The 12,460-nt window shown below is 69.1% G+C and carries 12 protein-coding genes; 5 read left to right on the forward strand and 7 right to left on the reverse strand.

Features of this window, described 5'->3' with window-relative positions:
* Window position 1 precedes the first annotated feature (1 nt).
* Window positions 2-1,189 carry an efflux RND transporter periplasmic adaptor subunit gene (locus tag IAE56_RS04265; RefSeq protein ID WP_234455873.1) on the reverse strand — a complete coding sequence of 396 codons (1,188 nt, stop codon included), beginning with the start codon at window positions 1,187-1,189 and terminating at the stop codon, window positions 2-4.
* Between the two features lie 152 nt (window positions 1,190-1,341).
* Between IAE56_RS04265 and baeS the strand changes: the two genes are divergently transcribed.
* Together baeS and IAE56_RS04275 are read left to right on the forward strand one after the other, a co-directional pair.
* Window positions 1,342-2,724, forward strand: a complete 1,383-nt coding sequence (baeS, locus tag IAE56_RS04270; RefSeq protein WP_200751626.1) for a sensor histidine kinase efflux regulator BaeS — start codon at window positions 1,342-1,344, stop codon at window positions 2,722-2,724.
* A complete protein-coding gene (locus IAE56_RS04275) occupies window positions 2,721-3,407 on the forward strand; it encodes a response regulator (RefSeq protein WP_200751596.1) in 687 nt (228 codons plus the stop codon). Before baeS ends, IAE56_RS04275 begins: the two co-directional genes overlap by 4 nt.
* An 18-nt stretch (window positions 3,408-3,425) precedes the next feature.
* Here the strand turns inward: IAE56_RS04275 and IAE56_RS04280 are convergent, their stop codons facing one another.
* Window positions 3,426-3,818, reverse strand: a complete 393-nt coding sequence (locus IAE56_RS04280) for a ribonuclease inhibitor (protein WP_200751597.1) — start codon at window positions 3,816-3,818, stop codon at window positions 3,426-3,428.
* Window positions 3,819-3,964: 146 nt separating this feature from the next.
* Between IAE56_RS04280 and IAE56_RS04285 the strand changes: the two genes are divergently transcribed.
* Together IAE56_RS04285 and IAE56_RS04290 are read left to right on the forward strand one after the other, a co-directional pair.
* Window positions 3,965-4,327: a glycine zipper 2TM domain-containing protein gene (locus IAE56_RS04285; RefSeq protein WP_200751598.1), complete on the forward strand. Its 363-nt coding sequence runs from the start codon at window positions 3,965-3,967 to the stop codon at window positions 4,325-4,327.
* Window positions 4,328-4,475: 148 nt separating this feature from the next.
* A complete protein-coding gene (locus tag IAE56_RS04290) occupies window positions 4,476-5,849 on the forward strand; it encodes a hypothetical protein (RefSeq protein ID WP_200751599.1) in 1,374 nt (457 codons plus the stop codon).
* 32 nt (window positions 5,850-5,881) lie between these two features.
* On the opposite strand, the gene IAE56_RS04295 is transcribed toward IAE56_RS04290, so the two are convergent.
* The 5 genes from IAE56_RS04295 to IAE56_RS04315 form a co-directional block, all read right to left on the reverse strand.
* Window positions 5,882-6,994: an ABC transporter permease gene (locus tag IAE56_RS04295; RefSeq protein ID WP_200751600.1), complete on the reverse strand. Its 1,113-nt coding sequence runs from the start codon at window positions 6,992-6,994 to the stop codon at window positions 5,882-5,884.
* A complete protein-coding gene (locus IAE56_RS04300; RefSeq protein WP_200751601.1) occupies window positions 6,991-8,178 on the reverse strand; it encodes an ABC transporter permease in 1,188 nt (395 codons plus the stop codon). The genes IAE56_RS04295 and IAE56_RS04300 overlap by 4 nt, the downstream gene beginning before the upstream one ends.
* Complete coding sequence (locus IAE56_RS04305) at window positions 8,163-9,176, reverse strand: efflux RND transporter periplasmic adaptor subunit (protein WP_200751602.1); 1,014 nt, start codon at window positions 9,174-9,176, stop codon at window positions 8,163-8,165. The genes IAE56_RS04300 and IAE56_RS04305 overlap by 16 nt, the downstream gene beginning before the upstream one ends.
* Complete coding sequence (locus tag IAE56_RS04310) at window positions 9,169-10,515, reverse strand: TolC family protein (RefSeq protein ID WP_234455876.1); 1,347 nt, start codon at window positions 10,513-10,515, stop codon at window positions 9,169-9,171. Before IAE56_RS04310 ends, IAE56_RS04305 begins: the two co-directional genes overlap by 8 nt.
* A gap of 153 nt (window positions 10,516-10,668) precedes the next feature.
* On the reverse strand, window positions 10,669-11,562 hold the full coding sequence (locus IAE56_RS04315; protein WP_200751604.1) for a LysR family transcriptional regulator ArgP: 894 nt from the start codon (window positions 11,560-11,562) through the stop codon (window positions 10,669-10,671).
* A 105-nt stretch (window positions 11,563-11,667) separates the two neighbouring features.
* Between IAE56_RS04315 and IAE56_RS04320 the strand changes: the two genes are divergently transcribed.
* Window positions 11,668-12,288: a LysE/ArgO family amino acid transporter gene (locus IAE56_RS04320; protein WP_108768236.1), complete on the forward strand. Its 621-nt coding sequence runs from the start codon at window positions 11,668-11,670 to the stop codon at window positions 12,286-12,288.
* The last annotated feature ends 172 nt before the right edge of the window (window positions 12,289-12,460 follow it).

Consider the following 12,460-nt stretch of genomic DNA (forward strand, 5'->3'; position numbering starts at 1 on the left):
CTCAGTCCTTCGCCGCGGCGGTGGCGGCGTTGCCGGCGGTGGCCGACGCAGCCGCGGCGACCTTCACCGCCTGGCCGGCACCGACCTTGCTGCCGCCTTCGGTGATCAGCTGCTCGCCGGCCTTCAGGCCGCTGCTGACCACCCACTGGTCGCCCTGCGCAGCGCTGGTCTGGATGACCCGTTCGACCACCTTGCCGTCGGCGCCGACCAGCTTCACCTGCGCCTCGCCCTTGGTGTTGCGGGTCACGGCGGTCTGCGGCACCAGGATCGCGTTGGGGTCCACCGCCATCGGCAGCACCGCGCGCACGTAGGTGCCCGGCAGCAGCAGGCCTTCGGGGTTGGGCACGGTGGCACGCAGGGTGACGTTGCCGGTGCCGGTATCGACGGCGGTGCCGACCACTTCCAGGGTGCCGGTGTGGGCATAGGTGCTGCCGTCTTCCAGCACGATACGCACCTGCGCCTTGCCATCCACGGCCTGCAGCGCGCCGCTGTCCAGCTGCCTGCGCAGGGCCAGCAGCTGCGCGCTGGTCTGGCTGACATCGACATGGATCGGGTCCAGCTGCTGGATGGTGGCCAGTGCGGTGTCCTGGCCGGCGCTGACCAGCGCGCCCGGCGTGTAGGTGGAGGTGCCGATGCGGCCGGAGATCGGCGCGGTCACCCGGGTGTAGTCCAGGTTGATCTTCGCGGTCTGCAGCGCGGCGCGTGCGGCGACCACGGCGGCTTCGTTGGCCCGCAGGGTGGCCTGCGCATCGTCGGCATCCTGCCGGCTCACGGCATCGGCATCGACGAGGTTGCGGTAGCGCTCGGCCTTGGGGCGCGAAGACAGCACGGCGGCCTCGGCCTGCGCCAGCGAGCCCTTGGCGCTGTCATAGGCGGCCTGGTAGCTGCGCGGGTCGATCTGGTACAGCAGCTGCCCGGCGTCGACCAGCGCTCCCTCGGTGAAGGCGCGCGAGCGGATGATGCCGCCCACCTGCGGGCGCACGTCGGACACCATGGCCGCGACGGTACGCCCGGCCAGCGACTGTTCCACCGCCAGCGAGCGGGTGACCACCGGCGTGGCCACCACTTCGGCGGTGTGCTGCTGCGGCGCCTGTGCGGGCGAGCAGGCGGCCAGCGCCAGGGCCAGCGCTGAAGCCGGCATCAGCCGCCAGGGCAGGCGGAACGAACTACGACGATCGAACACAGGCATCGGGCTACCCCATGGGCGTTTCTGAGGCTTGCCATGTTCGGTACGAAATTCGCAGCAATTTAGGAGATCGCCTGAACGAACCCCTTTTTCCTTGCATTGGGCCGGGCCGATGCGGCTAAGTAGTGCCCACCGAAGCCGATGCCCCTGCGCCGATGAAACTGGGTACGCCCGCCAAACTGTTCCTGCTCGTGCTGACCGCGTGCGCCATGGTGCTGGCGGTGAACGGCGTGGTCGGCCGCTACCTGTTCGAGCGCGGTTTCCTGGGCTACCTGAACGAACAGGGCGAATCGCGCATGCGCGAGGTGCTGCCGCAGGTGGAAGCGGCGTACGACCGCGAAGGCAGCTGGGATTTCGTGCGTAACCACAACGAAGTGTGGTTTGAGCTGATGCGGCCGACCTGGGTGCCGGTGGCAGGCAACCTGCGCGCACCGCCGGTCTCCGACCAGACCGGCGCGGTGCCGCGGTTTGCGCTGCTGGATCGGCAGGGGCGTTTCCTGGCCGGCAATCCGCAGGCCACGCTGGATGCGATCAAGCTGCCCATTGCCGCGCGCGACGGCCACCCGGTGGGCTGGTTCGTGATGATTCCGTTCGAGAAAGCCATCGCCGCCGGTGACGTGCGTTTCTCCCGCGACCAGTCGCGCGGGCGCTGGGTGAACGGCATCACCTCGGTGCTGATCGCAGCGCTCCTCGCCTGGCTGCTGTCGCGTACGCTGCTGCGCCAGGTCGGTGGGCTTACCGGTGCGATCCACCGGTTGGCCGCGGGTGACTTCAGTGCCCGCGCCGCGCGCACCGGCGACGACGAGCTGGGCCGCCTGGGCCACGACATCAACCGCCTGGCTGACACGCTGGAAGATACCGAACGCAACCGGCGCAGCTACATGGCCGATATCTCGCACGAGCTGCGCACGCCGCTGACGGTGATGCGCGCGCAGCTGGAAGCGATCCAGGACGGCATCCGGCCGGTGACTCCGGAAACCCTGGCCACGCTGCAGCGGCAGGTGCAGCAGCTGGGCAAGCTGATCGACGACCTGCACGACCTGGCGCTGACACAGGCCGGGGCACTGGCGTACCGCTCCACGCCACTGGACCTGGACGCGGTGCTGCAGCTTGCGTTGGACGGCATGCGCGGTCGCCTTGCCGATGCCGGCCTGCAGCTGCGGGCCATTCCTGCAGCGCAGCCGTGCCCGGTGAACGGTGACGAGCGTCGCCTGCAGCAGCTGTTCGCCAACCTGCTGGAAAACAGCCTGCGCTACACCGATGCCGGCGGCCAGGTGGTGGTGGCCGTGCAGCGCCAGGGCGACACGGTGCGCGCCATCATCGAAGACAGCGCGCCGGGCGTGGACGAGGACAAACGCGGGCGCCTGTTCGAGCGCTTCTACCGTGCCGAAGAATCACGCAACCGCGCCAGCGGCGGCAGCGGACTGGGCCTGGCGATCTGCCGCAACATCGCCCAGGCGCACGGCGGCACCCTGCATGCCGAAGCCTCGGCACTGGGTGGCCTGCGCGTGGTGCTGACCCTGCCGGTGCGCGCATGAACACCGGCAACGGCGATTGCATCCTGGTGGTGGAAGACGAGCCGGAACTGGCGCGCCTGGTGCAGGACTACCTGCACGCCAGCGGCTACCGCACCGAATGGGTGGCCGACGGCGCGCAGGTGATGGCCGCCTACGCACGCGTGCAGCCGGCGCTGGTGCTGCTCGACCTGATGCTGCCCAACCGTGATGGCATCGCCCTGTGCCGGGATCTGCGCGCGGTTGGCGAGGTGCCGGTGATCATGGTGACCGCGCGGGTGGAAGAGGTGGACCGCCTGCTGGGCCTGGAAGTGGGCGCCGACGATTACATCTGCAAGCCCTTCAGCCCGCGCGAGATGGTGGCGCGGGTCGGTGCCGTGCTGCGTCGTGCGGGTGCGCGGGGTACCGTGGCAGCCGGCCCTGCACCCGGCCTGCAGCTGGACGAGCCTGGCGGCCGCGCATCACTGCATGGCCAGTCGCTGGACCTGACGCCGGTGGAGTTCCGCCTGTTGCGGACGCTGACCGCATCGCCCGGCCGCATCTGGTCGCGCGACCAGCTGATGGACCACCTGTACGCCGACCACCGCGTGGTGGCGGACCGCACCGTGGACAGCCATGTCAGGAACCTGCGGCGCAAGCTGATGGACGGCGGCGGCAGTGACTGGATCAAGTCGATCTACAGCGTCGGCTTCCGCTGGGACGCGTAGCGCCAGCGCTGGCGGTGGTCATTGCGGCAGCAGGGTGATGCGCGGGTGGCCGGCGAAAATCTCCATCACGATCTCGAAGTAGGTCTGGCCTTCGCCGCGTTCCAGCGCATCCAGCTGGTGGCGGATCACATCGGCGTTGAACGTGCCGGGCTGCTGCAGTTTCGCCTGCAGCCAGGCGCAGGTCGCGTCCACGCCCAGCGCGACGCGGCTGAGCGCGATATCGCGCCAGGCCACGGTTGCGGTGGCGTGCCCGTGCAGTGCGCCGTAGCCGCCGTACAGCAGGTCGTCCAGCGCATCCAGGCTGGGCCCGAGCTGCCAGTCTTCGCCGGCCATGAAGACACGGTTGAACTCGGCATAGAGGCTGTCGATGCCGGTGATCGCACGTCCGTCGATCTGCAGGTGCAGGGTCATGCACGCACTGTAGGGCACGCGGTGCCAACGCCAGCGTCGCATCGCTGAACGCCGCATGGCCGTTCAGGCGCCGTCGACCGGTATTTCACCTTCGGTTGGCGTGGCCGGCGGGAGACTGGGCGCACATCGGATCACAGGAGATCGCCATGAACACGTCCCTTCGCGTACTGCTGCTCGGCAGCCTGTTGGCGGCTTCGTCGGGAGCCAGCGCACAGAGCTATGGCCCGCGCGATGAAGGCCGCAAGTTCAACGATGGCAGCCGCGTGGTCTGCAAGAACGTGGAAGTGCAGCGCAACTCGCGCGATCCCAACCGCATCGCCGGTACGGCTACCGGCGCCGTGGTCGGCGGCCTGCTGGGCAACCAAGTGGGTGGCGGCAACGGCAAGAAGCTGGCGACCGTGGCCGGTGCCGTGGCCGGCGGTGCAGCCGGCCGCCAGATCCAGGGCAATCACCAGAACAAGACTGGTGACCGCGTGGTCGAGCGCCGCTGCGAGCGCGTCTACCGCTGAGTACCCGCACGACCTGATACCCGCTCCCTTCCACGACGCGGTACCTCGAACGCCGGCCCCTTGGGTCGGCGTTCGTCGTTGTGGGCGGACGTATTGCAAGCCGCGGCACGGACCCTATACTGCGCCGAATTCCACGAATGAACGCCCTGTGAACGAATCACCTGCTGCCGAACCGGTCGTGACCGCTGCCGATACCGACGAGGCGCAGGAGGCGAGCACCCGCTTCGGCCGGCTGCGCGAGCGCACCGATGAGCTGGAGCTGTTCATTTCCGGCCTGCTGGCCTTCGCGCTGCTGGCCGTGCCGGGCTATCTGTTCGACATCTGGGCACGCAGCAGCCTGCATACCGAGGGCATGTACTTCCAGGTGCTGTGGTTCGTCTTCAGCATCAGCGTGGGCATGTGCTACGTGATGGCGGTGGCGCTGATCGCGCACCTGACCGTGCGCGGTTACTGGATCGGCCTGGTGGGCTTGAAGTCGCACTTCCCGAAGGGCATCGACTGGGACCACCTGCCGAAGATGGGCCCGGTCTCGCGTGCCTTCATGCGTGCGCGCGACGGGGGACTGGATGGCAGCATCCAGCGCGCCGACCGGCTGGCGACGATGCTGTTCTCGACCACGCTGATGTGCGTGCAGACCCTGGCCGGCACGCTGGTGATGGCGATCATCATCCTCGGGTTGGCGATGTTGGTCGGCGCGCTGTGCGGTGGCTCGGATACGGCGGCCACGATTTTCGTGGGCGTGGTGATGCTGGCCCTGCTGATGCTGGGGCTGCTGCCCCTGCTGTTGGAGAAGTCCATTGCACGCCGGCAGGCGCGCGGTCGCCCGAGCGAACGCCAGCAGCGCGTGCTGCAGTGGGTGCTTGGTGCCCTGCAGCGGATACCGCTGATGCGCCTGATCCAGACCATGCAGCTGACGATCCAGAGCAACCTGCGCTCGCAGTTCTTCATCGTGGCCTACCTGGGCGCGATCATGGTGGCGATGCTGCTGGGTGGCCTGCAGGTGGCCGGCTCGGTGAAGTTCTCGCTGTTCAACCGGTACCAGATCATCACCGGCGAAGCGGTGGACCACGGCATGCTCAGCGCGCACTACGAATCGATGCGCTCGGCGCACGACCAGTTGCTGCCGTACCCGATGATTCCCGCCGACACCATCAGTGGTTCGCAGCTTCGGCTGTTCATTCCACACCGCCCGCAGCGCGACAACGGGGTGGCGCGCACGCGCTGCACGCAGCTGCCGGGTGGCCGCAACGATGTAGAAGGTGCCGCGGCCGCCACCGCCGCGGTGGACTGCCTGGCCCAGCTCTGGACAGTGCAGCTGGACGGCAGGCCTGTTGACCTGCACGCCTTCGTGCCGATGGAACGGCGCGACCTCGACATGCGCGGGCTGGCCGGTTACCTGCCGATGGCCGGGCTGGCACCGGGCCGGCACGACCTGCACCTGCTGTGGAATGGCGAGGGCCCGGAGCGCGGCGCGGATCGCCGGCGCGAGTACTTCATCCCGTTCTGGTACGCCCCCGAATAGGGGACGGAGGGGATTAATCCGGATTAATCCCCTCAGTCCCCTTTTGGGCTGTGCAGCCGCCAGACGGCGAGGCTGCCGTAGAGCAGCAGGAGTACGCCGAGGGTGACCAGTTCGTGGCTGACATCGGCCAGGCTGGCGTCCATCTGGGTCAACCGCACCATCAGGTTGATGCCCGAGGTGGTGGGCAGCAGCTGCGACAGCCACACCAGTGGCGGCGGCGTCATCACCGTGGGCCAGGACAGGTTGGCCAGGAAGAACAGCGGGATGGACGTGGCGATGATGTACTGGAACGCGCGTTCGCGGGTGCGGAAGAAGCTGCCGACGAACAGGCCGAAGGCTACCGTGGCGGCGATGAACAACGTGCCGCCGAACAGCTGGCCGAGTGGATTGCCGCCACGCGGGTAATCCTGCACCCAGGCGGTGAACCCGGCGTAGTAGAAGAGCCCGAACAGACCGATCAGGCCGAAGCCCAGGGCCATGCCGGCCAGCGTCGGCAGGTCGAAGCGCAGGCGCCGGCCGAGGGCCAGACGGCGCCCGCCAAGCAGCACGCCGATGCCCATCAGCAGGGTCTGGTGCACGATCAGTTCGGCCACGCCCGGCACGATCGCGCTGCCATAGCCTTCCTGCGTGTTGTACAGCGGCCGCTGCACCAGCGTGACCGGCGGCGCCTGCGGAACGCCCATGAAGGCGGCCTGGGTGACCGCCGCCTCGCGCCCGAACGATCCCAGCGCATCGGCCACGCTGCCCAGCACCCAGCTGGCGCGGCCCAGATAGGCACCGTTGCCGAGCAGGACCAGCTTCGCCGGATGGCCACGCAGGATGTCGCGCTCCAGGTTGGCCGGGATCAGTACGATGCCTTCCGCATCACCGGCTTCCAGCTGACGGCGCGCGCTGTCGATGCTGGACGGCTGGCCGACCACGCGGGCCACCCGCAGCGCGTCCAGCTTGCGCAGCAATTCGCGGCTGGTGGCGCTGTGGTCTTCGTCCACGATCAGGATCGGCAGGTTGCCAGCCACCTGGTGCCGGTATGCGGCCGGGTAGAAGAACGAGTACAGGATGACCGCGCCGACCATCACCACGATGGCGTAGCGGTCCAGCAGCACCGCCAGCAGGGTCTGCCGCAGGCTGGCCCAGACCGGGCTCATGCGTCGGCCCCGGGCGGTCGCGCGGCCCGCGTGCTGTGCGCGAAGGCCAGCAGGCGCCAGCCACCCAGGCCACCGGCGATGATGATCATCAGCAGCAGCGTGGCCAGCGGCCACAGCGACACCGCCAGCGGCGCACCGACGAACTGCTGCTGGGTCTGCAGCTTGATGTAGGCGCTGAGCGGCAGCAGCAGGTGCCAGATGCGGGTGAACAGCGGTGCGTCGATGACCGGGAACGTGGCGCTGGAAAAGGCCAACGCGGTGCCGATGCTGAGGCCGACGGCCGACAGCGCCGTGCCCATGTCACGGGTGACGCCGACGAAGAACAGGGCGTAGGCCGCGGTGGCCAGATAGAACAGCGGCTGGCCGAGCAGCAGCAGGAACACGCTGCCGGCGATGCCGTCGCCGCGCAGCCAGGCCAGGTAGGCCACGCCGAGCGCGCCGTACAGCGAAAACAGCAGGACATACGGCGCGATCTTGCCGGCGAGGGCTGGCCACGGCGTGCGCCCAAGCCAGCCGGGCAGGGTGCCATCACGGATCTCGCGGCCCAGGCTGCCGGCCACCGCAAGCGCCAGCACCAGCGAAAGCACGGCGGGGAAGATCAGCGGCAGCAGGAACAGCTCGTAGCTGCGCGCGGGGTTGTAGAGGATGTCCGACTGCACGGCGATCGGTGCCGCGCGCAGCTTGCCCGGCCCGACCTGCAGGGCAATGCGTTCGCGCAGCAGGCGTGCATTCCACGCGGCCACCGCATCACCGATGTCACGCGCGGCGGACTGGCCGGTGGTCATGTAGGTGGCGTTGTAATAGGCGAACACCGTGCCGTGCTGGCCGCGCAGCGCCTGCCGGGTGACATCGCGTGGTACCAGCACGATGGCGTAGACCTGCAACCGGCGCAGCTGCGCACGGGCCTCCTCCATTGCCACCGGCTGGCTGGCCACGCGGACGCCGGGGCTGGCGTCGAGCATGCGCAGCAGCAGGCGGCTGTCGCTGCTGTGGTCGAGGTCGACCACGGCAATCGGCACATCGCGCATCACCGCGGGGCTGAACATCCACGCCATCAGCACCAGCATCAGCAGCGGCAGCGCAGTGACCAGCAGCAGGTCGGCCCGATTGCCGCGCAGCGTGTGCAGTTCGCGCCGCCACGACGCCGCAAAGCCGCCGTTGCCCGGGATCAGTGCGGGGGCCATGCGAACAGCACGCTCATGCCGGGGCGGAAGCCCTCGATGCGGCGTACCGGGCGCACCCGCACCTCGAAGCTGCGGACGTCGTAGCCGGAGGACTGGCGGGTGGTGCGCCAGGTGGCGTAGTCGCCGGCCGGATTGATGAAATACACCTTGAATTCGGCGTCCTGGTCCAGTGCCGGGATGCTGCCGCGCAGGGTGCTGCCGACCTTCAGGCCCTGCATCTGCGACTCGCGCAGGTTCATCGACACCCACATGCGGTCGATGTCGACCAGGGTGAACACCGGATAGCCCGCCGGCACCAGTTCGCCGGGATCGGCCATGCGCTTGTTGATCTCGCCGGCCACCGGTGCGCGGCCTTCCACTTCGGCACGTGCAGCGTTGACCTCGGCCACCGCACCCTGCGCCTGCTGCACCTGGCCCTGCGCCGCACGCTTGTCCTGCTCGCGTGCCCCGGCCAGCGCCATGTCGTACTGCGCGCGCGCGGCATGGGCCAGTTCGCGCGAACTGGTGGCCTGGGCCTGCGCCTCATCGCGCTTCTGCCGGGTCATCACCCCTTCGTTGAACAGGTTCTGCACGCGGCGCGCAGTTGCTTCGGCCAGAGTGGCACCGGCCTCGGCCCGCTTCCAGTTGGCTTCGGCGGCGCGGATGTCCTCGCTGCGCGCGCCCTCGTCGGCCTTGTCGGCCACTGCCTGCGCGGCGGCCAGGGCGCCGTGCGCCTGCTGTTCCTTGGCCGCCACTTCCGGGCTGTCGAGCAGGAACACGATCTGCCCGGCCTGCACGCGGTCGCCCTCGCGCACCTTCAGTTCGGCCACGCGGGCGGTGATCTTGGCGGCGACGTTGAGGGTGTCGGCGTCGGCCATGCCCTGGATCTGGTCGGCCGGCCGGCGCCAGGCCAGCCACAGGCCCAGCACCACCACGGCCAGCAGCACCACCACCAGGATGATGCCCACGCGGCGCTTGCCGGGCGGCGTGGTGGATTCGTCGTGCAGCACGTCACTCATGGTCGATCACCTCGTCCGCACGGCGCCGATAGTCTTCGAAACGGTCCATCTGTCCACTCACTTCCAACAGTTGCGCCAGGGCGATGTCGTACTGGTAGGCGGCCTGTGCGCGTTCGACGCGGGCGCCACCCAGGCCCAGCCGCGCGTCGATGACATCCAGCGACGTCGCCTGTCCCTCGCGGAAGGCCAGCTCCTGCAGGCGCAGGTTTTCCTGTGCCTGGGCGATGCTGCTGTCCAGCAGCACGAACTGCTGGCGCGCGCTTTCCAGTTCGTTCCATGCCTTGCGCACGCCGAGCGCGACCTGGTTCTCGGCTTCGCGCAGGCCGGCTTCTGCCTGTTCCTGCTGCGCGCGTGCCGCACTGATCTGCGCCGGCCGCGAGCTGGGCGAGAGGAAGGTGTACTTCACGCCGATGCCGAAGGCCCAGTCCGGATCGGTCAGCATTTCGTCGCGGCGGCGGAAGTCGTACTGGCCGAAGGCGAAGATCTGCGGCTTCAACTTGGCCTGCTGCACGCGCACGCCCTGTTCGGCCTGGGCAACCATCGCCTGCAGGCGGCGGATCTGCGGCTGTCGCGCCTGTGCGGTGCGTTCGAAGCTGGCCACTGGTTCCAGCGGCGCGCGCTGCACGAACAGCGGCGACAGCGGGCGGACCTCGCCACCGCTGCGCAGCAGGGTCGCCAGCGCGGCCTGCAACGTGGCGAGGTCGTTGAGGGTTTTCTGGTACTCACGCTCGGCCTTGTCGCGGGCCACGGTGGCCTGCAGGCGCTGGGCGCGGGTGGCGAAGCCCTCGCGTTCCAGTTTCTCCGCATCGGACAGGTGGCGGTTGAGGCCGTCGCGTACGTCGCGGCGCACGTCCACCGCCTGTTCGGCCAGGCGCTGGCCGAAATAGGCCTGGGCCAGCTGCACGGTCAGCGACTGGCGCTGCGCCTCGCGTTCGGCGCTGGCCTGTTCGCTCGCGGCGCTGGCCGCACGTTGCGCCGCCGGGATCACGCCGCCGGTGTACAGCGGCAGCACCGCGGTCACCACCGGGCGGGTGCGCCAGTCGCGTTCGGTGAAGCTCAGCGGCGAATCGATGCCATAGGCTTCGGCCACCGGTGCCAGCGAGCCCAGCGGCAGGGTGAGGGTCTTCTGGAACTGCAGGCGGCGCACTTCGCCGGTGATCTCGGGCAGGCGCAGCAGGCGCGTGGCTTCCTGTAGTTCCTGTTTGTTGCGCACACCGGCATCGGCCGCCACCAGCGCATCGGAAACCTGTTCCAGCCGCTGCCGAGCCTGTTCCCATTGCAGGGCAGGGGCCACGGCTGGGTCGGCCGCGGTCTGCGCGACGCTGGTGGCCGTCAGCAGCGTGGCGCAGACCAGCAGCGGCCAACGTGCGCGGTGCCGTCGCGGGCAGGGACGTTGCAGGTGCACGTCGGGTCCGTCATCCGTAAAGAGTCCGGCAAAAACTAGTGGATGTGCCGTGAAGCTGCTGTCGGCGCGGTGCACGTCGCAGGGGCTTCAGCGCAGACAACCCTCCGCGGCGCTGCGCAGCGCCTGGGTGATGTGCTGCAGCGTGCTGGAACGCACCGCGGCATGCTGCCAGTACAGCGGCACATCCAGCCATCGGTCTGGTTCCAGCACAACGACGTTCCCTGCAGCCAGCGCCGGTGCGATCAGCGTTTCCGGCGCCAGGCACCAGCCCAGTCCGCGCGCGGCGGCTTCGACGAAACCGGTGGAGGAGGGCAGGTAGTGCACCGGCGGCTGCAGCCGCGCACGCGTAAGGCGGCGCAGGAAACGCGCCTGCAGTTCATCCTTACGGTTGAACACGATCATCGGTGCCACGGCCAGCGCATCGGCCTGCATGCCCTTGCCGAACCAACGGCGGGCGAAGGCCGGCGAGGCGATGGCGTGGTAGCGCATCGCCCCCAGTGGGTGCACGTTGCAGCCCTTCAACGCGCGGCCTTCGGCGGTAACCGCGCCCAGTACGCTTCCATCGCGCAGCAGTTCGAGGGTGTGGTCCTGGTCGTCCATGCGCAGGTCGAACAGGTAGCCATGGCGCTGGTGCAGCTCGGCGATGGCGGCGACGAACCAGGTGTCCAGCGAATCGTCGTTGACCGCCAGCGGGATCGGCGTGCGGGTGGCGTCGTTGCCGCGCTCGGGCAGCAGCTCGGCCAGTGCCTCGGCCTGCAGGGCCTGCATCGGCCGCACGCTGCGCAGCAGGACCTCCCCGGCAGCGGTGGGGCGGCACGGTGCCTGGCGCACCAGCAGCACCTGGCCGAGGCGGTCCTCCAGCGCCTTGATCCGCTGTGACAGCGCCGACGGGCTGATCGCCAGGCGGCGGGCGGCGGCTTCGAAACTGCCTTCTTCCAGTACTGCGGCGAAGGCAGCCAGTTGCGGGTGTACCAGGTCCATGCCGGGCCTCTTCAGTTTTCCTGCACAGGATAAAGAAAAACCAGCTGGCCTTAACCGCTCGCAGGCGCCACCCTGCGCGTCCTTTCCGATGTGATGGCAGTACCCATGTGGATCACCGCGGCCCTGGCCGGTCTGTTTGCAGGCGCCGGCCTGATCATCGCCATCGGCGCCCAGAATGCCTTCGTCCTGCGCCAGGGGTTGCAGCGCCGCCATGTGGGCATGGTGGTGCTGGCCTGCATGGGCGCGGACATCGCGCTGATCCTGGCCGGGGTGGGCGGCATGGGTGCGCTGGTGCTGCAGTGGCCGCTGCTGCTGCAGGTGCTGCGCTTTGGCGGTGCAGCCTTCCTCGGCTGGTACGGGCTGCAGGCCGGCCTGCGCGCGTGGCGCGGCGGCAGTGCATTGGCGGCCGCCAGCAGCGAGGGCGGCAACCGGCGCCAGGTGCTGCTGGCCTGCCTTGCGTTCACGCTGCTCAACCCGCACGTCTATCTGGACACGGTGGTGCTGCTGGGCAGCCTGTCCACGCGTTACCCCGGCGAGCTGCGCTGGGCGTTTGCCGGCGGCGCCTGCGTGGCCAGCGTGCTCTGGTTCTGCGCGCTGGGCTACGGCGCTCGCCTGCTGCAGCCGCTGTTCCGCAACCCGAACGCCTGGCGCGTGCTGGATGCAGGCATCGCGCTGTTCATGGCGAGCCTGGCGTTGCTGCTGCTGCTGCGCCCGCTGTCGCCATGAATGACTGCGCTGCGCGCATGTTGTGTCTTTGTTCCACTGATGCGGTTTTCGCCCGCAGGCCCAGCACCGATAATGCCGCCCCCGCTGCGACCCCGCCGTGCATGCCGTAGTCCGGCAGCCCCCGGGTCGCTTTCGTTCTCGCAGTACATCCGTCCATTGGGCGGCATCGGTG

It is taken from the genome of Stenotrophomonas sp. S41 (genome assembly GCF_016624625.1).
In the GTDB taxonomy this organism is placed as follows: Bacteria; Pseudomonadota; Gammaproteobacteria; order Xanthomonadales; family Xanthomonadaceae; genus Stenotrophomonas.